This is a genomic window from Actinomadura formosensis (assembly GCF_050948385.1).
GTDB lineage: Bacteria > Actinomycetota > Actinomycetes > Streptosporangiales > Streptosporangiaceae > Spirillospora > Spirillospora formosensis.
On the sequence record NZ_CP192011.1, the window covers coordinates 6,770,546 to 6,788,661 of the forward strand.

Annotated in this window: 20 protein-coding genes; 6 read left to right on the forward strand and 14 right to left on the reverse strand. The window is 67.4% G+C overall.

Annotated elements, in window-relative coordinates; genetic code table 11:
- The first annotated feature begins 222 nt into the window (after window positions 1-222).
- Window positions 223-369 (forward strand): hypothetical protein, encoded by a 147-nt coding sequence (locus tag ACQP1N_RS31700; protein WP_433227910.1) that lies wholly within the window; start codon window positions 223-225, stop codon window positions 367-369.
- Between the two features lie 384 nt (window positions 370-753).
- On the opposite strand, the gene ACQP1N_RS31705 is transcribed toward ACQP1N_RS31700, so the two are convergent.
- Window positions 754-1,266 (reverse strand): hypothetical protein, encoded by a 513-nt coding sequence (locus ACQP1N_RS31705; protein ID WP_433227911.1) that lies wholly within the window; start codon window positions 1,264-1,266, stop codon window positions 754-756.
- A gap of 60 nt (window positions 1,267-1,326) precedes the next feature.
- Window positions 1,327-2,136, reverse strand: coding sequence for an ArsR/SmtB family transcription factor (locus tag ACQP1N_RS31710; protein ID WP_242608628.1), 810 nt, complete (start codon window positions 2,134-2,136; stop codon window positions 1,327-1,329).
- A gap of 894 nt (window positions 2,137-3,030) precedes the next feature.
- On the opposite strand from ACQP1N_RS31710, the gene ACQP1N_RS31715 reads away from it, so the two are divergent.
- On the forward strand, window positions 3,031-3,390 hold the full coding sequence (locus ACQP1N_RS31715; RefSeq protein WP_067792527.1) for a hypothetical protein: 360 nt from the start codon (window positions 3,031-3,033) through the stop codon (window positions 3,388-3,390).
- Between the two features lie 141 nt (window positions 3,391-3,531).
- Window positions 3,532-4,062 carry an SMI1/KNR4 family protein gene (locus ACQP1N_RS31720; protein ID WP_433227913.1) on the forward strand — a complete coding sequence of 177 codons (531 nt, stop codon included), beginning with the start codon at window positions 3,532-3,534 and terminating at the stop codon, window positions 4,060-4,062.
- Between the two features lie 78 nt (window positions 4,063-4,140).
- On the opposite strand, the gene ACQP1N_RS31725 is transcribed toward ACQP1N_RS31720, so the two are convergent.
- The 6 genes from ACQP1N_RS31725 to ACQP1N_RS31750 form a co-directional block, all read right to left on the reverse strand.
- A complete protein-coding gene (locus tag ACQP1N_RS31725; protein WP_433227915.1) occupies window positions 4,141-5,214 on the reverse strand; it encodes a hypothetical protein in 1,074 nt (357 codons plus the stop codon).
- Between the two features lie 76 nt (window positions 5,215-5,290).
- Window positions 5,291-6,256, reverse strand: a complete 966-nt coding sequence (locus tag ACQP1N_RS31730; RefSeq protein WP_433227916.1) for an IS481 family transposase — start codon at window positions 6,254-6,256, stop codon at window positions 5,291-5,293.
- Window positions 6,257-6,687: 431 nt separating this feature from the next.
- Entirely contained in the window at window positions 6,688-7,017 is a 330-nt protein-coding gene (locus tag ACQP1N_RS31735; RefSeq protein WP_433227917.1) for a helix-turn-helix domain-containing protein, read from the reverse strand.
- On the reverse strand, window positions 7,014-8,162 hold the full coding sequence (locus tag ACQP1N_RS31740; protein ID WP_433227919.1) for a tyrosine-type recombinase/integrase: 1,149 nt from the start codon (window positions 8,160-8,162) through the stop codon (window positions 7,014-7,016). Before ACQP1N_RS31740 ends, ACQP1N_RS31735 begins: the two co-directional genes overlap by 4 nt.
- 417 nt (window positions 8,163-8,579) lie before the next feature.
- Window positions 8,580-9,926: a DHA2 family efflux MFS transporter permease subunit gene (locus tag ACQP1N_RS31745; protein WP_433227921.1), complete on the reverse strand. Its 1,347-nt coding sequence runs from the start codon at window positions 9,924-9,926 to the stop codon at window positions 8,580-8,582.
- A complete protein-coding gene (locus ACQP1N_RS31750) occupies window positions 9,923-10,099 on the reverse strand; it encodes a hypothetical protein (protein WP_433227922.1) in 177 nt (58 codons plus the stop codon). Before ACQP1N_RS31750 ends, ACQP1N_RS31745 begins: the two co-directional genes overlap by 4 nt.
- Before the next feature lie 494 nt (window positions 10,100-10,593).
- Between ACQP1N_RS31750 and ACQP1N_RS31755 the strand changes: the two genes are divergently transcribed.
- Together ACQP1N_RS31755 and ACQP1N_RS31760 are read left to right on the forward strand one after the other, a co-directional pair.
- Complete coding sequence (locus tag ACQP1N_RS31755; protein WP_433227924.1) at window positions 10,594-11,007, forward strand: recombinase family protein; 414 nt, start codon at window positions 10,594-10,596, stop codon at window positions 11,005-11,007.
- A 280-nt stretch (window positions 11,008-11,287) separates the two neighbouring features.
- Window positions 11,288-11,737 carry a Tn3 family transposase gene (locus ACQP1N_RS31760; RefSeq protein ID WP_433227926.1) on the forward strand — a complete coding sequence of 150 codons (450 nt, stop codon included), beginning with the start codon at window positions 11,288-11,290 and terminating at the stop codon, window positions 11,735-11,737.
- 264 nt (window positions 11,738-12,001) lie between these two features.
- On the opposite strand, the gene ACQP1N_RS31765 is transcribed toward ACQP1N_RS31760, so the two are convergent.
- The 3 genes from ACQP1N_RS31765 to ACQP1N_RS31775 form a co-directional block, all read right to left on the reverse strand.
- Window positions 12,002-12,832: a methyltransferase domain-containing protein gene (locus ACQP1N_RS31765; RefSeq protein WP_433227927.1), complete on the reverse strand. Its 831-nt coding sequence runs from the start codon at window positions 12,830-12,832 to the stop codon at window positions 12,002-12,004.
- 135 nt (window positions 12,833-12,967) lie between these two features.
- Window positions 12,968-13,261, reverse strand: coding sequence for a helix-turn-helix domain-containing protein (locus ACQP1N_RS31770; protein ID WP_433227928.1), 294 nt, complete (start codon window positions 13,259-13,261; stop codon window positions 12,968-12,970).
- Window positions 13,228-13,446: a DUF4158 domain-containing protein gene (locus tag ACQP1N_RS31775; RefSeq protein ID WP_084262312.1), complete on the reverse strand. Its 219-nt coding sequence runs from the start codon at window positions 13,444-13,446 to the stop codon at window positions 13,228-13,230. Before ACQP1N_RS31775 ends, ACQP1N_RS31770 begins: the two co-directional genes overlap by 34 nt.
- 376 nt (window positions 13,447-13,822) lie before the next feature.
- Between ACQP1N_RS31775 and ACQP1N_RS31780 the strand changes: the two genes are divergently transcribed.
- On the forward strand, window positions 13,823-14,401 hold the full coding sequence (locus tag ACQP1N_RS31780; RefSeq protein WP_433227931.1) for a tyrosine-type recombinase/integrase: 579 nt from the start codon (window positions 13,823-13,825) through the stop codon (window positions 14,399-14,401).
- A 331-nt stretch (window positions 14,402-14,732) separates the two neighbouring features.
- Here the strand turns inward: ACQP1N_RS31780 and ACQP1N_RS31785 are convergent, their stop codons facing one another.
- The 3 genes from ACQP1N_RS31785 to ACQP1N_RS31795 all read right to left on the reverse strand — a co-directional run bounded on the left by ACQP1N_RS31785 (window position 14,733) and on the right by ACQP1N_RS31795 (window position 17,867).
- Window positions 14,733-14,915: a DUF7662 domain-containing protein gene (locus ACQP1N_RS31785; RefSeq protein ID WP_433227933.1), complete on the reverse strand. Its 183-nt coding sequence runs from the start codon at window positions 14,913-14,915 to the stop codon at window positions 14,733-14,735.
- Window positions 14,916-15,432: 517 nt separating this feature from the next.
- Complete coding sequence (locus ACQP1N_RS31790; RefSeq protein ID WP_433227935.1) at window positions 15,433-16,371, reverse strand: BsuBI/PstI family type II restriction endonuclease; 939 nt, start codon at window positions 16,369-16,371, stop codon at window positions 15,433-15,435.
- Window positions 16,368-17,867, reverse strand: a complete 1,500-nt coding sequence (locus ACQP1N_RS31795) for an Eco57I restriction-modification methylase domain-containing protein (protein ID WP_433227937.1) — start codon at window positions 17,865-17,867, stop codon at window positions 16,368-16,370. The genes ACQP1N_RS31790 and ACQP1N_RS31795 overlap by 4 nt, the downstream gene beginning before the upstream one ends.
- Window positions 17,868-18,116 lie beyond the last annotated feature (249 nt).

The window sequence follows — 18,116 nt, forward strand, 5'->3', positions numbered from 1 at the left end:
CAGGCCCGATCAGCAAAGGCGCCCTGGTTCCCGTCAGCACCCATCCGGCGGCCGAGCAGGGCGGCGTTGTCCAACTGGTCGCCGAGCCCGCCCCCGGAGCCGCTCCCCCGAGGTGACCGCCTGGGGAGTGCGTTTCATGACCGGCCGTCGGGCAACCTGGGCCCTGGGCGAAAGCGGTCCGCGTACAACGGAGCCAGGAGCCGAGGCGTTGTGGGAGGTCGCGTGATCGCCACGCTCACCGGCATCGTCCGCAGGCCGTACGACCGCGCCGACTCGGGCCAGCCCGGTCCCGGCAGCAAGCAGTGCATCCCCGGCCAGCAGGGCAACCCGCACCCTGGTTTCAAGGCCGGCGTCTGCACCAACCCGTGACAAGGCACCCGTTCCCCTAACGGCCTGCGCGGTCAGGAACGGGTGACGGTCCCCGGGGCCGGCCGAAGAGGCCGAAGCCGGGGACCGACCACATCCCGGTGACCGCGCAGCGGACGCCCTTGAAAAGACGTTGGGCGTGTTCGTCCTGAACGTCGTTGGGATAACGACAGTTCGGCCGTGGAGATGCGGGTTTCGGGGTCGATGTTCTGCGCAAATCTCGCCGGCTGATGTGGGCGGTGGGGCCGCGGGTGGGGCGGGTGATGGGCTGGACGGCTGGGGCCTGTTTCAAGAGTGCCGAATTGGCACCTGCCGCCCGCGCTGTGTCCCGGGCGCCGGGTCAACGTCTGGGTCTTTACGGGCTGTCCGTCGCGATAGGCCGGGAGATCACGGTGTGGCTTCGGCCTCGGCGCCGTTCGGCAGCAGGGCCAGGAGCTGTGCCGCGTGGCCGGGCAATTCCACTTCTGCGAGTCCGGTGATGAGGTCCCTCAGCGGAACGGGCTGGTCAACCAGGACTGTGCCGTTGGACAGGAGCCGCGTGGGCACCGGTGTGCCGAGTTCGGCCTCGCTCAGGGCCGGTCCGCCGAGTGCGCACAGAGCGTCTCCTTGGGCACGGATGCGGTTCCGGAGCCCCGTGTTACCGCCGGCGAGCGCAATGACGCGTTCAATGGTCCATGTGTCGAGTGCCATGCGGTTGTCGTACGTGGTGTTGCCTCCCGAGGCGATTGTGGAAACGGCGGCGATGGCTGTGGCGTTGATGATGGCAACGTGCGCCAGAATCTGGTCGGCGTTCCATTCACCAGCCGGAGGGACGTGGCTCGTGGCGCCGGAGTCGGCCACTGTGGCGGCAGCGTCCAACAGCGCGCGGTAGGCGTCCCGCAGCGGCTTGGCATCCATCATTTCTTCTTTCCCGGGTCGTGCGCGGGGTGAACGCGACAGAGGTTTATGGCGACATCCGTCTCAGGCGTGCGCGCGAGACATTTCCCATGGCGCCTGGGGGAGAATTTCTCCGGTTTCGAGCAGCGACTTGAGGTTCGCCAGCACGGCCGGCCATCCGTGCGAAATCCCGTTGAACATCGCCTGGTCGGGGAGATTCTCGTGGGTGACGGTGAGGCGGACGATGTCGTGGTGCGGCTCGACAAGGAAGGTGACGACCGACGGCTCTCTCGGCGGTTCAGCGCCGGGGGTGTCCTCGAAGGTGATGACCAGGCGCGTCGGGGGCTCGGCCTTGAGCACTTGACCGACGACGTCGACTGCGCCTGATCCGTCGATGCGCCGGTGCTCCCAGGTCGAGCCCGGCTGCCAGTCCGAGACATTGGCATGTCCCCAGTAGCGCGCCGTCAGGTCCGCTTCCGTCAGGGCCTGCCACACCTGCTCCGCGCTTGCGCGGATGTAGGTGACGTACACGTAGGTCGGCACGGAGGTGGGTGCGTTGGTCATGGCGTACTCCTCTGCCTGGTTCTTGATGGCACTGATCGCTTGCAGGCGGGGCTTGTCGAACTCCGAGATCCAGCGCTCCTCGATCTCGTGGATCGGCGCCGGGTTGAGGTAGTGAAGCCGTTCCCGTCCCCGCCGTACGACGGTCACGAGGCCGGCCCGCTCAAGAACGTCGAGATGCTGGGTCGCCGACTGGCGCGCCATGTCCAGGCGTTCGCACAACTCGCGCAGCGTCTGGCCGTTGTGCTCGCGCAGGCGGTCGAGCAGGAGTCGCCGGGTGGGATCGGCCAGCGCTTTGAAGACCGAGTCCATCCCTCTCGCTTCGAGGCTCACGTTGACGATTATGCAGGTATCCACCTGCATATGTCCACCGATCGGGGTCACCGGGGATGTCCTCGGGATGAGCGGAGCGGCGGCCCACCAGCTCATACGGCTCTTCGGCCTGAGCGGCTTCGAGGTCGCACATCGCCCGGTCGTCCAGGATCAGCACGGCGAGGCTGGGGAGTTCGATTGACCGTTTGGGGTCGCCGAGCCGACCTCGGCGGCGCGGGTCACCTACCTCGCCCCACTGACCCGGGGGGAGGTCCCGTCCCATTCCTCGACGGCGCGGGAGCCGGCCAGGTACTGCGACTGACCTGCGAGGACCCGGCGCGCGCCCGCCGCCCATCCCGCATCGAGACCTACCAGTTCGTCCGGCAGGCCGGGTCAGCGAAGGCGCCGTGGTCCCCATCAGCACCCATCCGACGGCGTTCGCCGCACCCGCCCCACCGGCAAGGGCGGTGGCATGCCCGTCCTCGCCGCAGCAGGGGGACGGGCCGTATGGGCAGCCGGTGCCCCTTAGCGGCTGCCCAGGATGTTCGAGTGTGCATAAAACTCCTCCCAACCAACCTTTGACCACTTTAAGTAATTGATCGGAAACAAAAAGTATTCAAACGAAGGAGTGATGGCCGCTCGGCTGACACGGCCACTCCGGGACACAGTGATCTCCCGCAAGCGCCGCAACGGCTGCGGACACCGCACTTGCCCCGTGCGGAGGCCCCACTGGCGCGTGCGCCACCCGCACGTCCGCGACACTGTCACCGGTGGACGGCGGCGCGGAGTGAGGCTGTGGGGCGAGGACCTTCGTCCCTTGATGGCCGGGACCCGCGATGTGTCTGGTGGAGGAAAGGACCGCCGCGGGGCGACCTGCACAGACGGTCATTCCAACGCCAGTACGGGGGGAAGTTCATGGAGACCGGAATCCTGATCAGGTGGGGCGCACCGAGGCAGGGGCGCGAGAAGGAGTCCCTCGAGCTCTTCCGGAAGTCCGCCGACTACTACAACCGTCTCGTCACGGACGGGAAGCTCACCTACTTCGAGCCCTTCATGCTCGGCAGTGGTGACTCCGAGGTCGAGGCCGGTTTCTTCATCCTCAAGGGAGAAGTGGCCAGCATCTTCGAACTGCTCGACAACCAGGAGTTCCGCGACCTGCTGGCACAGGGCAGCGTGCTGGCGGAGCACTACCGCTTCGACATGCTCGCAGTCGGCGAGAGCATTCAGCGGGCGCTCGAGGAGTACCAGCGGGCACTCACGACCGTGGGCGCCTAACCCACGACACGCTCAGGGCGGAACCCCCAGGGTTTCGCCCTCTTTTCATCACTGGCGCCCCTGGGGCCGCCGAGCAGATCAAGCACCCGCAGGCGCGGACGGGCGGCTCTCCTGTCAGGGGCGGATGCCATCATCGGGCGCGTGACGGACCACGACGAGTTGCTGAGGCGGGTCGCCGAGCGAGCACTCCGGGAGTCCGGTGGCGCGCTCCCACACGCCACCGCGGAACAGATCGAACAAGCCGAGGCGGCGCTCGGTTTCGCGCTGCCTCCGCTGCTGTCACGGCTCTATCAGGAGGTCGGCAACGGCGGGTTCGGCCCCGACTACCGGCTCCTGCCCCTGGCCGGAACCGACGGCCGCACCGCGGTCAGCGCCTACCTGGCGGAGCATGCTCCCGGCCGGTGGCCGACCGGTGTCCTTCCCATCCTCGACTGGGGCTGTGCCATGTACGCGGCAGTCGACTGCACCGACGCCCGAGCACCCGTCCTGCTCTTCGAACCCAACGCCGTGGAAGACGACTGGAGCGCCGCCTGGTTCGAGGACGCCGACAGCCTCGCCGACTGGCTCCAGGCGTGGCTCTCGGAAACCGGCTGGTACGAGGAGGAAGTCATGCTGAGCGAGGACTTCGCAGGCCCACAGCCATGGCCCCCGGCCAGGCAACGATTGGGCTGACGGACCGAGTCGGCCCGCGAGGCTGGCAGGAGTCGTTGATCGAGTGATCTGTGTTCCTTGTGCTGGGGACTGTAGAGGTCACTGTCTGTGGTCATCTGGGGCGTAGCGGTTCCAGGCCCCGCCCGCTTGGGCTGCGAGTTGGGTGGTGGTTTTGTCATGGAACCCGAGGGCTTGGGCGATCACGGGGGCGGGGGCTTGGAGGACGAGCTGGCGCAGGGCGGCGACCCGCCCGGCGGCGCCGGGGATGCCCATGCGTCTGACCTGGTCGGCCAGGGAGCGTGAGTGCAGTGGCCTTCCGGCGCGGCTGGGGAACAGCCATGACGCCGTCGAGCCGTTGTCAGTGCTTGCGTTCTTGGCGCGTAGCAGCAGGTCGGAGAAGGGCGCGGGAACGGGTGTGGGCGGGTCTCCGAGCCGGATGAGGACGTCGTTGTCTTCGCGGAGGACGTCGTCGGTGGTGAGCTGGACCAGGCGACTGGCGGGTTGGGCGTAGAGGAGCATGAGGCTGGCCGCAGCGCGGGCAGGAACCGGTCCCGCGGTTTCGTCCAGGACTCGACGCAGTAGTTCCAGGCGCCGGTGCTGGGTGAGGCGGCGGCCCTCGGTGATGTGCAGTCTCGGCAGGGACAGGTGCCGCGGGGCGCGGCCGGTGCTGGTCGCCCAGGTCAGGAAGCCGCGGAGAGAACGCTGCTCGTGAGACGGGTGGGTTGCGTGCCAACGGTCGAGGTGGGCCTGAGTGAGCTGGGCGAGGGCGCTTTGGTTCTGGTGGAGCCAGGTCAGGAACTCATGGGCCCGGTTGAACTGCTGGGCTGCGTGGTTGCCGGCGCTGTCGGTCAAGGGTTTGCGGGTGGCGCGGGCGCGGAGTTTGGGCAGTTGGTGCCAGGTGGCGAAGTGTTCCAGGGTCTGGTGGTGCGGGTGGTCGGCGAGTTCGGTGAGGCGTCGGTGCAGCCGGCTCTCGAAGCGCAGGAGTCTGCCGTCTCGTTCGGGCAACAGCCCGCAAGCCATGAGGAGGTCACGCAGGTGCGCGGCGGTGCGCCATTCAGGATGCCGATGGAACGCCTCGTGGGTGAGCGGCAGCGTGCCGTCGGCGAGATCGGTCAGCAGAGCTTGGTTGGTGGTTCGGCGAAGCCAGATCAGGCGGCTCTTGGGACGCGGCATCTGGATGAGCATGGCGTGCAGAGGTGCAAGGCCGGGGGCGATGCGGCGGCCGGTGCCGTCGTCTAGGTGTACTCGGTCATGATCTTGGTGACAGTCGGGTGATGGGTGGCTGGCCGCCCAGGGCTGAGTGCGGGCGTTTGGTGTTGTAGTGCTCCAGCCAGGGGCCGAGGGCCTGGGTGCGCTGGTCGTTGCTGGTGTAGGGGCGCCGGTAGGCCCATTCGGTGGCCAGGGTGCGGTTGAGGCGTTCGGCTTTGCCGTTGGTCCAGGGGTGGCGGGGCCGGGTGAACTTCTGCCGGGCGCCCAGCTGGGCGCAGGCCTGCTGGAACGCGCGGCTGGTGCGGTAGTTCTTGGCGTTGTCGGTCAGTACCCGCTGGATGCGGGGGATGCCGCAGGCGGCGAAGAACACCGCGGCGCGGGTGAGGAAGGCGGCGCTGGTGATGCCCTTCTCGTCGGGCAGGACTTCGGCATAGGCCAGGCGGGTGTGGTCGTCGATGGCGGTGTGGACGAAGTCGTAGCCGATGCCGCGGCCGCGGACGGCCTGGCTGCGGCCATGGATCCGCCAGCCGCCGCCGTCGGGGATCCGGCCGAGCTTCTTGACGTCCAGGTGGATCATGTCGCCCGGCGCGCCATGCTCATAGCGGCGCTCGCTCTCGCGCAAGGCGCGGATCTGGGCTCCGGTCACCGGGTCGCAGGCGGCGAGCACCGGCACGCCGTGGCGGCGCAGGATCCGGGTGACGGTGCGGGCCGGCACCCCGGTCGCGGCGGCGATGTGGTCGGGCCCGGCGCGCAGCTCACGCCGGGCGGCCAGCACCCGCTCCTCGGTCTTGGCCGGGGTCTGTGACGGGCATGCGCGGGGGCCGCTGCGCCGCTCGGCCAGCCCGTCCCAGCCTTCTTTGCGGAACCGGCCGACCCACCGGTGCGCGCACTGGCGAGACACCCCGAGTTCGGCGGCGACGTGCGCGATCGGGCGCCGGTCGAACTCGACACGGCGAACCAGCAGACATCTGCCATGGAACGTCAGCCGGGCATTAGCGTGACCCACTGGGACCTCCTGGTGGCGGTGAAGTCGGTGAAACTCCACTACGCCAGGAGGTCCTCTTGCTGATCAAAGACCTACCGGTCAGGTGTCACCAAGATCATGGCCAAGTACATCTAGGAGCTCGGCGAGCTGGTCGGAGAGGGTGCAGCGTTCGCAGAGCCGGCGGCCCAGCAGGTGGGCTTCGTTGCCGCAGCGGTCGCAGTGGAAATCGCGGGTGATCCCGGCGCAGTCCCGGCAGACCGGTGCGCCATCACGTCGGCCGGGCAGTAGTCGTTCAATACCGCAGCCCGGGCAGGTGCCAAAGGTCCGAGCGGCCTTCTCGCAGCAGGTGCGGCATATCAGCCCCTCCCAGTTTGCGGACTTGGCCGCGCGCCGTCCGCAGCGGACGCACTCGCCAAGATGCCAGCGCTCGTACTGCTCCCTGGTCCGGTGCGTCATTCGGGTCGGATGCGGGCGCGCTTGGGCTGGATCGGTGCGATCTGCGGCCCCGGGCCGGTGTCGCCGGTGGCGGTGCGTCGGGGCGCGGCGTTCTCGGCGCGGGTGCCGATCAGGTCCGAGGGGGTGCAGTCGAAGATGTCGCAGAGCGCGGCCAGGATGGGCAGTGAGAGCCGTTCGGGGCTCTGGGTGACCAGGCGCCAGATCTGCACCGAGGACAGGGTGACCCCGCGGTCGGCCAGAGGAGCGGCGAGGTCGGTGGCGGAGAACATGCCGTGGGTAGCCATGACCTCGCGGAGCCGCCATTGGTAGCTGACCTGGCGTTTCATCGCTTGCCCCTTCCGGTGGCGAGAACGGCGTCGGCGGTGTCCTGCATCGCTTTGAGCAGGGTCCGAGTGCGGAAGTCCGAGGACACGCAGGTGTAGATAGAGGTGGTGGAGGCGTGTTCGTGGCCGACCTGCTCCTGGACGAACCGTGGGTCCCAGCCGTCTTCGATCAGGTGCGTGACGTAGGAGCGGCGCAAGGAATGAAAGTCCAGGCCCTGATCCAGCCCGAGCGCATCGCGGTAGGCGGCGAAGCGGGTGTTGATCTGCGAGAATCCGATCCGGGGGCTGCGCTCCGACGGCCAGAACGCCGGTGAGGCAGACGCCTGAGCGAGCCTTGGTCGGACTTCGGTGACCCACTGGTCGAGGGTGTCGACGATCCAGTCCATGCCGCCGATCCCGTCGCGCGGTCCAACCGTCAGGACACTGCGGCGTTTGGGCGGTGAGCCCTTCATCGCCTTGCCCCAGCGGACGTAGCAGACGCCGAAGTCCCCGAAGGTCGGCGCGTGTGGGTTGCGCCCGAAGTCGGCCAGGTCCAGCATCCGATCCTCGCGGCGGCGCAGCCCGTAGGCGTAGGCGGTTTTGAACAGCGTCGCGTCCCGGAACGCCGGGAGCCAGCCCTTGCGGCCGGCGCCGCTGACCCGGTGGACCTGGTCGTCGGCGTGGTCGAAGAACGCCTGGAGCTCATCGCGGGTGAATGCTCGCTTGGACGGGTCAGCCTCGTTGTCCTGAAGATGAACCGTGGTGTTCCACTCGTGGCAGACCTGGATCGGGTGCGAGCCGAACCGGCGCTCACATTCGACCGCCCAGCCGTAGGCCGGGTCGGTGAGGAACGCGCAGAACGAGCGGACCGCCTCGGCGTAGTTGCGCACCGTCGAGTGCCGCAGATGCCGGACTGCCCGCAGGTCACCCAGCCACTCATCCACCATCTGCGGCATCCACTGCCAGAGGAACGCGTCGGAGTAGCGGGTGAATGCCTTCACCGCGTTCACCCGGCCCTCGATCGTAGAGAGCGCCAGGTTGCGGGCGAGCTGCTGATTCCGCCACCCGCTCAGCATCGCCTCAGCGACCTGTTCCTCGGGCCGAAGCAGCACCGTCCCACCGACCAGATGCAGGCTCGCCGCACCCGGCACCGACCCGTCCCGGATCACACTCCGCCACCTTCCGCTGCCTACATCAAACGAAAGAATCTTTCATCAGAAGTAATCGCCTGGCAAACGTGCAGGTGAGAAGGAGGTTTTCGGTGGTTCGCTGGGAGGCATTACGCTGGCCGTGCTTTCACCAGCCGCCCTCACCTCGCCCAGGCCAGCGGTTCCGGCCTGGGCGGCGCGACGTGTGAAGTAGTCGCAGACTTCATCGGCTGAAATAGCGACTGCTTGGAGGATCGGACCGGATTTTGGCGGTAGCGGGCTGGGAGGCTGCGTTCGGTGTGGGCGTCCGCGCGTTGGCCTGCGTGGAGGCTGAGTGCAGAAGTTAGCGGTAGGCCCCGGCACTCGACCGGCGATGGTCGCGGCCATCAGGCCGCGACCATCGCCATTCCCAGGTCAGTCGTGCGGCGCGGTTGTGGATTACCGCTTTTGGGCGGGCTCGGTCGTCGGCTTGTTGCGCGGGCTGAACAGGAAACACAACACGACAGCGGCCACCAGAACCATGGCGCACGCCACGAGGGTGGTCTGCATGGCGTGGACGAAGCCGGTGGCGAACGTGTCGGCGGTGAGGCGTTCGTACAGGCTGGTCGTGGCGGGGCTCAGGCCGCCGGGCGGCGTGGGCGGACTGTAGTGCCGCGCGGCGGCGGTGCTGTTGTCGACGAACCGGGCGCGCAGATCCTCTGGTAGCTGACCGGCGCGCTTCTCGGCCTCACTGTGCAGGGCCGCGGAGAGGCGGGCCGACAGCAGCGCGCCCAGCATGGCGGTACCGAGGACCCCGCCGACCTGCCGGATGGTGCTGGAGACACCGGAGGCCGCCCCGGCCAGTCGGGGATCGACGCCGTCCATGGTGGCCTGCTGCAGTGGCGCGAACGTGGCGCCGCTGGCGATCCCGATGATGGTCAAACCGGGCAGCATGTTCCACGCGCTGCTGGTGGGGCCGGTCGAGGAGGCCAGCACCAGGAGGCCGACGGCCAGCAGGGTCGTCCCGGCCACCAGGATGTACTTGCCGCCGAACTTGTCCGACAGCCGTCCGGCGTACGCCGAGCCGGCCGCGGTGAGCACGGCGTTCGGCAGCACCACCAGGCCGGTCTCCAGCGCCGAGTACCCGCGGGCCATCTGCAGGTACAGCACCAGCACGAACATGATGCCGATCATGCCGAGCTGGAAGACGAACCCGACCGCGTTACCGACCGCGAAGTCGCGCACACCGAACAGGGCCAGGGGCATCAGCGGCTCGTCGCGCCGGCGGTGCTGCCACAGGACGAACACCGCCAGCAGCACGGCGCCCAGGGCGATGACCGAGGTGATGGTGACCGGCCCGGTGATGGTGCCCCAGTCGTAGCGTTCTCCCTCGATCAGGCCGAAGACGATGCCGCCGAGCCCGGCGGTGGCCAGCGCGACGCCGACCAGGTCGAGCCGGTGGGTGCGGCCCGAGCGCAGGGGCGGCGCGAACCTCAGCGCCAGCACGACGGTGATGATTCCGATCGGGACGTTGATGAAGAAGATCCAGCGCCAGCTGAGGTGGGCGAGCAGGCAGCCGCCGGTGACCGGGCCGACGACCGGGGCGAAGCCGACGATCGCGCCGAACAGGCCGAACGCGCGGCCGCGCAGGTGCGGCGGGAAGATGGTCAGGATCGACGAGATGACCTGCGGGAACAGCAGCGCCCCGCCCAGTCCCTGCAGCAGCCGGGCGGTCAGTAGCCAGGCAGGTGAGTCGGCCGGCCCGCACAGCGCCGAGGCGATGGTGAAGGTGATGATCCCGATCACGTACAGCCGGCGGTATCCGAAGATGTCCCCCAGCCGCCGGTGGTGATCAGCAGCACCGAGAAGACGGGCAGGTAGCCGTCGATGACCCACAGCACCTGGTCGTAGGAGGCGTCGATGCCGTGGATCAGCGTGGGAACGGCGACGTTGACGATGGATCCGTCGAGCAACGACATGAAGAAGCCGATGCACATGATCGCGAGAACCAGCCACGGACGCCGCGTGACCGGCCGGTCGGCGGATCGGAGAGGATCAGAAGGGCGGGCGCGTTTCGTCACCATCACAAAACACCCTTTTCCGGGATGTGATGAGTGACTTCCACCTTTCCCGCGTCATCGGGACCCGGGAGAAGCTGGTTGGCGAGGCGGAATGCCCAACGGTGAGAAGCCGGCTCGCGGCCCAGCACAGCGCGTTCAGCCCGCGTGTAGATCGTCGAGAGGTCGACCCGGGACGCGGACTGTCGATCCGCCCACGCCGGTGTTCGTCAAACGGTCGTTTCATCTATGGCGAACAGTCGAGGCCGGCGGCCGGGAACGTCCAGGAGGAAGCGTTCATCTGACCGTTCATTTTGTGTTAGCGCCCCGGCTTGATGAACACGTTTGCCGAACGCCTGGAGGCGCGAGCATAGCTGGTCGGACTCGTCCGGGTCAGCACCAAGGATCAGGAGACCGTGCGCCAGCACGACGCGCTCGATCCGATCTGCATCAAGGTCTTCGAGGAGAAGCGCTCGGGCAAGTTGAAGGTCGACGAACGGCCCGGTCTGCAGGCGGCCCTGGACTACATGCGCCCGGGCGACATGCTGACCGTCCAGGAGGCCGACCGGCTCGGCCGCAACCTGCTGGAGGGGCTGATCGTCCTGAACGATCTGTTCCAGCGCGGCATCGCCGTCAAGGTGCTGGAAGGGATCGCGGCCGGTGAGCACACCGAACGCTCCCTCATTTTGGACCTGGCCCTCGCCCTGGCCGATGACCGGCGCCGCGACATCGTCCGCAAGCCCGCAACGGCCTGGAGGCAGCCCGCAAACGGGGCCGGGTCGGTGGACGGCGCCCGGTGGTCGACGACGACAAGCGCGCCGCGATCCTAGCCCGCCGCGAGCGCGGGGAGTCCATCCGCCCCATTGCCGCCGGGGTCAAGGTCTCGGTCGGCGTCGTCCACAAGACCCTGACCGAGGCCCGGCCAGAAACCCGTGCAGAGGCCCAGGACGAGCAGCAGCTCGTGCTGGGCCCCGCTTTACCTGGTGCCTCAGGCAGCGTCGGTCGTCCATCATGCAGACGATCCAGCGGATCCGCCGCCACTGGGACGACATCCTTCGGGTCGGCGCCTCCATCCATACCGGCGCGGTGCGTGCCTAAGACGTCATTCGCATGCTCTCCCGAGACGGCAACCCCACCCCGCTCGGGTTGGCCATCGTCCACTTCGGGCGCCTGCACAAGACCCTCCACGTGCTGTCCTACATCGACGACGAGTCCTACCGGCGCGGCATCAAGGGCCAGACCAGCCTGCAAGAGTCCCGCCACGCCCTGGGACGGTACGTCTTCCACGGCAAACGCGGCGAGTTGCGCCAGCGCTACATCGAAGGGATGGAGGACCAGCTCGGCGAGCTCGGCCCGGTCCTCGATTGCATCACGTTGTGGAACAGCGTGTACATGGACGGAGCTTTGGACCAGCTCCGCACCGAGGGGTACCTGGTACGCGGGGAGAGCATCGTCTACCTCTCGCCGTTCGCACGCAAGCACATCAACGTCCAGGGCCACTACTCGTTCCTGCTCCCGGACCGTCCCGATACCCGGCCAGGACCAAGCTGTTGTCGATGAGCGGCACGCGTGGTCAGGCTGCCTGCTTGGCACGGTGGGCGTGCACCCGGCAGGCCGTCGAGCAGTAGCGGCGTCGTCGTCCGGACTTGGGCTGAGCCACGGGCAGGCCGCACCCGGGAGCTTCGCACCGCGTTTGGTTGCACATCCCTTGGCCGGGCAGTGCCGGCCCGGGACTCCCATGAAGAAAGAGGGGCTGCTCCTGCGGCCCGAAATCTCCTCGACGAACAGCTCTATGGGCAGGTCGGACAACGCCAGGATCCGCACCTAACCAAGTGTCGGCGGGTGCTGTGCCGGACGGCGTCCCCAGGCCGAGATCAGCGGCGCGAGAGTCAGGTCGAGTTCGCCGGCGTGGATGGCGGCCAGGTGCGCGTCGATCTCGGCGTCGTCGGCCAACCCGGCCGCGAGCAGCTCGCCGCGCACGTGCCGTATGGTCGCCGCCTCCAACCGGTCACAGGCCGGCCCGCCGACCGGGAACGAGCCCACCGCGGCGACATCTACCAAGCCGGCCTCACGCAATGCCCGCGGCAGCGTCCGGCCGTAGCGCAGGTCCGCGCCGCGGCGCGTCAGCAGCTCCCGGACCGCGTCGCGCAGCCGGTTGGCCCGCCGCTGCGCAGGGCCGCTGTCGTCCAGGCAGGCCAGTGGCTGCAGAGCGGTATCGGCGTCCTCGACCAGCAGCCAACCGCCGGGCCGTAGCGCTGCCGCCATCGTGGCCAACGCTCGGGCCCGGTCGGGTACATGGACCAGCACGAGCCGGGCGTGCACCAGATCGAACGTCCCCGGCTCCGGGGGCGGATCAGCGGCGACGTCGTGCCGGCGCACCTCGTACCCGTTGCCCGCCTCCAGCCACGACGGGTCGATGTCGGTGGCCAGCACGTGCCCGGTCGGACCGACGGCCGCCGCGAGCGCCTCCGGGATACTGCGGCCACCGGCCCCCACCTCCCAGCAGCGCGAGCCGGCCCTGACCCCGAGCCGATCAAAGTGCGCGCGCGTCACACCGTCGAACAGCTCGGCCAGCCAGACGAATCGCTCGCCCGCCTCGGCGCGCGCGTTGTCCAGCAGATACCCGCGGGCGGATGCGGACTCCCCACCGGGCACGGCAGCCGCGCCGGTCGGATCCAGTCGGCCACCGACGTCAGGCAGGCGGGGCGAGGAGGTCATCACCACATTGTCAACCTCCCCCGGCCACCACGCCACGACGACGGGAGAGGGACATCTCACACAGCCGACGAATTATTCGGCCGCTTCGATCTCGGCGCGGGTGGTGGGGACCTCAACGGCGCGGCGGCTGCCGGTGGTGAGTTCGGGGACGTACTTGTAGATGGTGGAGCGGGAGACGCCGAGCAGCCGGGCGATGGAGGAGACGGTGTCCTCCGGCCGGGTGAGCAGGTCGCGGGCGTTGCGGATCTGCTCTTCGGTCATGGCCGGGGGCCGGCCGAGGCGCTGGCCGCGGGCGCGGGCGGCGGCGAACTCGACCACCTCCGCCGGGACCTTCAGCGGAGTGTCCGCCAGTAACGTGCCCAGCATCCGGACCGTGCCCCACTGCACCGCGCCGCCCAACCGAGCTTGGTCGCCGGGCGCCGCTTGTCCGCCACCACCGCCCGCGCCTTCGCGTCCAGGCGGAAGAACTGCTCCAGCTCGCCGACCGTCACCTCATCACGGAACCGCCGATACCGCGCGACCTGCTCATCCGACAAGAAATCAACTGGCATGCCCCAGGAACGTAGAGCCCCGCCAACCGCACCAAGCCCGCCGTCACCGAACCGTCGTCAACCCCGCCGGGCTACCGCCAAAATCCGGTCCGATCCTCCTCGCGGGCCAGTCCAAGCACGCCGCCCAGACAGCCTGGGCTGACAAGCTCCTCACCAGCGAGAAATGGCGGAGCGGTGATCAGGGCTACGAGTTCGCGTCCGGCTGGGCCTGCGGCAGGGTGAGGCGCTCGGACTCCGCTGGAAGTTCATCGACCTGGACGGCGGGTCCGTGCGGGTGTAGTGGCAGCTCTCGCGGCTGAAGTGGCGGCACGGCTGCGACGATGTCGCCGCGTGCACTGAGGGCAAGCACCGGCGCCCGTGCCCGAAGGCGCGGCGGGTGCCCGGCCGGCGGCACACCTGCGTCCCGGCGGCCACCGAGCGGCTGTGCCCGAAGCGGACCGGCGGCGGGCTGGTGTTCCGCAAGCCCAAGCGGACGGTGCCGCTCCCGCCGGAGCTGGTGCCCGTGCTGAAGGCGCACCGCAGGCGGCAGCGTGAGGGGCGTCTCGCCGCGGCGAACGCCTGGGAGGACAACGACCTGGTGTACTGCCGGCCGAACGTGCGGCCGATCGATCCGCGCAACGGCTGGAAGGACATCCTTGCTGCGGCCGGAGTACGGGACTCCCCGATGCATGACGGGCGGCACACCGCCGGGACGCTGCTGATCGAACAGAGCGTTCACGTCCGCACCGTTCAGGAGATCCTCGGCCACTCCGACATCCGGCTCACCCAGCAGTACACCCACGTCGCTACGCCAAGGGCCCAGGATGGTATGCAGCGCATGGGACGGGCCCCGGGGGGGCGCCGTGATCATGGGAACTGCAACACGAATTGCAACCGGGACGGCGAAGGACGCCCACCGGATTCAGGTGAACGCCCTGGTCACATACCGAGCCGCCTATCGGAATCGAACCGATGACCTATTCATTACGAGTCTCACGAACAAGATCCACACCCGTCCAGCCCCGTCCGCTCACCTGCTGGGTGACCCTCCAGATCACCCCTCCGTTCCACCTTCGTCCAGGCCCATCCAGACCTGCCGTTAGCATCCGCGTTAGCATTCCAGCCCCACGCGGCCCGGAGGTCGCGAGCCCTTCGCCTCGCGCTCGCTCAACCGGCCCTGGCTCTGCGACCGTTCGCTTTTCAGCTATAGCAACACTCCTGCCGGTTGGGCTTCGGCCGAGGTTGGACGGCTGTCGGCGTGCGCTGACAGTTGGAGCTGGTTGCCGCTGTTGCTGTCACCGTTGCTGTCAGCTGGACACGGTCTTGACGAAAGTTACGCTCTGCGCGCCGCGGTTCGGGAGCGCCTGATATCCAGCATCCAACCAGGCTGCCTGCGTGTGTTGGGGGTCGGTCTCCCACCACTGCGAGTACTTCGCAGCGCTATCGGGCAAAGCAGCACCGATCACCGCAGAGACCTCGGCGAATGACATCTCGATGTATGGGCGGCCGTCTGACCGTAGGTGCTGCGCTAGCCGCTCATACTGCTCACGTCGTACCACCTGACCATCATCGGTCACGGAGTCTCGGAAGTCATGATGGTGGGGTGGGTGTCGGCAGGAGGATCCCGCTGGCGCTCACGTGGGCATCGCTCCAGGGGGTGCGCCCGCGCGAACGGCGATGTGGTGTGACAGAGCGATTCGCGCGGGCGTGCCACCTGGCCCGCGGGGGGCTGGGGGTCGCGAGACCCCCGCTTCGCGCACGTTCAACCGGCCCTCGACCGCTAGCACCATGCCGGACTGGACGGGCCAGCGCTTCCTGTGAACGGCAGAGGCCCCTGAGAAATCGATCCCAGGGGCCTCCTACGTGATGCACACTGCCCACGGTAGACCGCAGACCAGCGTGACACGCTCACCATAGAGCATTCCCAGGCGCTGTGCTGGGAGGTGCGCAGGGTAGTAACGCCCGAGCTCAGCTCAGCGGGTGACGGCGGTCAGTGTGGGGGACTGATTAGTCGTATGGACCGAGGAAACGCTCCCCGTTGAAATGAATCAAGTGTGATGGGTCGCTGGCACACCACACCTCTGTTTCCCATGCGATCTCTCGAAGGTACTTCCGCATCTCCCTGCGGTCGGGGAAGCATGAAACGTAGACCAGTCCCGGTCTTGCCCCCTCAAATAGGGACGACAGTTCGCTGTGACGTTTAGCATCGACCGGCCCATGTGATGAGGCGGCTTCGAGAAGAACAAGCCATCCCCTGTCGGCCATGTACACGATAAGGTCGGGCATCTTTCCGTGATAGGCGACCGTCACGCCGAGTTGCGCAAGCCGTTCTTCCTCGAACCATGCCCACTTCGCGTCTGCGTCACCGACGTACAGCACTTCAGCGCCCGGGGTGAAACGTGGGCAGAACTCTTCAATCATCTGCTTAATCAGTACGTTTTGCCCACCCGGCGACAGAGTGAACGGCTCTCCGCTCGGCAGGTTGACCGGGATGCGGTTCATTTCTCGCGCGGCTGCGTATTGAGCTTTCAAACCCGGCACCCTGTCAAGATAATCGGCTAGGGCTCGATCGAAGCCGCGCCTGCCGTATAGCTGAATCACCGTCAACGCTTCTGGTGTGACCTGATAGTTCCACTTGGGTGAGTTGATGGGGCGGTCTGGCTGGTCGGGGTTCTGCTGGACGAGCAACGCATCAGCGAACTGGTGGAGCGTGAACCGGCGGATCGTCTCGCGGGTGTTAGCGGCATACTCCCGGCCGTATTCGTCTCGTATCCAGTCCATGATGGCCCTCGTGCCGAGCATGGGATTAGAGGCGTCCGCCCAGGTGTCACCGGGGCTCATGCGTAGAAGGGCAAGCAGGGTGAGTGCAGAGCGCTCGTTCGAGCGCTCGGAGTCCATCTGGAGAGCGGCGAGGATACGGCGGGCTTCGCGGATCTTGTCGGTCACACAGCTGTGTCTATCATGTCCAGGACCTTGTTAACGAGAGTATCAATCTCATTCTGTACCGGCAACCGATCGGGGGCTAGCGCTCCCAGCTGGCGCAGCGACGCCCGGTCGGGGAACCGCATAGTCCGCAGATCAGTCGCGTTCACCTGCGTGTGCCCGGAGAAGGTACGAAAGAACTTATCGACGAGGGAGGAGTTGAGCCACATGGAGAGACCAAGAGTCATGTCTCGATCCAGTCCGACTCCGTTGATGTGGAAGACATTCACATGATTCTCGAAAGCCACTTTCCCGGGTGTCTGATCTGGTGACCAGACAGCGGCCACGATGCGACGTCGCTCTTCCTTGGCGGAGAATCGCTTTACCACGCAATACCACCCCTCGGGGAGCAGCATCTTTGCGTCCTTGTCGGTGACAGGCCGGAACCACTGCGGTTTCCGGATCTCCCTAGGCCAGACCACTAGACCATCGCGAACGTTGCCGGGGTAGATCAACGGCACCGCGTCGTCTTCGGCTTGTGTCAGGAGGCAATCCCGCGACCTAAAGTCCACCACCCTCCCGGTAGAGACCTTGATCCCGAGTGAGGCGAGGGTATCGGGAAGAGAGAGCATCCGCTCGGCAATCTTGGTGTCCTCCTCGTTGGTGGCAATCCGAATGAACCGGTGTGGATCGTCCGGACGCACAACATCGGAGTAGGGCACATTGCGGTGGGACGCTTCTTCCTCGTGGCCGGCGCTCGTGGAGAGCAGCACTTGATCACGTGTGCCCCCCTTCGTGCCAGAGAAGATCACGTTTTCCTGGAGTACACCTGTGTCAGCGAAGACCGTTGAACGCGACTCGAATACATGTACCCGGTCTAGGGCCATCTGATCGAGCAGATAAGACCGAAAGGCGCCGAAGTAGGGGCCGTTGCAGAACGACCGTGGAGTGATGGCCACCAACTGACCGCCCTGGTTGAGCATGGCCGTAGCCAGGGACAGGAACGCGGCGTACAGGTTGGGCGCGTCGGCGCCGGTTGTACGGACCGCAGCGCGGGCAGCTGAGGAGGCTGCGAGCTTCGCGTATGGCGGGTTCTGGATGACGAGATCGAAGCCTGAGAGGCGCTCGTCCTGCTCTATGCCTGTCGATGCAGTGATGAAGTCGGCTTCGATCACTTCACATGTCACGCGACCGTCTCCGGCGGTGGTACATGCCGTAAGAGTGTCCGTTAGGTACGGCAACACACTTTTGTCGCGCTCGACTGCTACCACGTGCACGGCCAAGTTGGGCCGCTCGTCGAGAACGCGGGACACGAGGGCGGCGGAGAGTACACCCGATCCTGCGCCGGGGTCGAGAACACGGAGGCGACCCTCCTGTGGAAGGTAGGGCAGTGAGGCGATGAGTGCAGCCGCACGGGCGGGTGTGAAGAACTGACCTAGGGAGTCCTGGGTCTTTGGATCGAGCTCAGCAAGGGCGGCCACTCGGTTCCGCTCCGCCTGGGCGAGAAGGTCATGCACCACGAGGCCACGCTAGCGCAGCACCTCACCCTCCGTGACGTCCGTCGTGAAGCCGGTAGGGTTGGCGGCGCGGCGCGGCGGGACCGGCCCGGAGAGGCCGCACGCCCGCCGGGCCGGGCCGCCGGCGACGCGTAGCGGCGCCCTTGAAGACGTATAGAAAGTTCTCATCGGGCGGGCTTGCCCTTTTGTCCGGTCTCAGGACCTGCGTGACACATCGTGCTCAGGACGTGCGTGACACTTCGCCGAGTGCTG

Bases quoted from the DNA above. Each gene is read 5' to 3' on its own strand.
- ACQP1N_RS31705 (WP_433227911.1), bottom strand. From the start codon at position 1,266: ATGATGGATGCCAAGCCGCTGCGGGACGCCTACCGCGCGCTGTTGGAC.
- ACQP1N_RS31715 (WP_067792527.1), top strand. From the start codon at position 3,031: ATGGAGACCGGAATCCTGATCAGGTGGGGCGCACCGAGGCAGGGGCGC.
- ACQP1N_RS31725 (WP_433227915.1), bottom strand. From the start codon at position 5,214: ATGCCGCGTCCCAAGAGCCGCCTGATCTGGCTTCGCCGAACCACCAAC.
- ACQP1N_RS31735 (WP_433227917.1), bottom strand. From the start codon at position 7,017: ATGAAACGCCAGGTCAGCTACCAATGGCGGCTCCGCGAGGTCATGGCT.
- ACQP1N_RS31750 (WP_433227922.1), bottom strand. From the start codon at position 10,099: ATGTCGTTGCTCGACGGATCCATCGTCAACGTCGCCGTTCCCACGCTG.
- ACQP1N_RS31760 (WP_433227926.1), top strand. From the start codon at position 11,288: ATGCTCTCCCGAGACGGCAACCCCACCCCGCTCGGGTTGGCCATCGTC.
- ACQP1N_RS31770 (WP_433227928.1), bottom strand. From the start codon at position 13,261: ATGCTGGGCACGTTACTGGCGGACACTCCGCTGAAGGTCCCGGCGGAG.
- ACQP1N_RS31775 (WP_084262312.1), bottom strand. From the start codon at position 13,446: ATGCCAGTTGATTTCTTGTCGGATGAGCAGGTCGCGCGGTATCGGCGG.
- ACQP1N_RS31785 (WP_433227933.1), bottom strand. From the start codon at position 14,915: ATGTCATTCGCCGAGGTCTCTGCGGTGATCGGTGCTGCTTTGCCCGAT.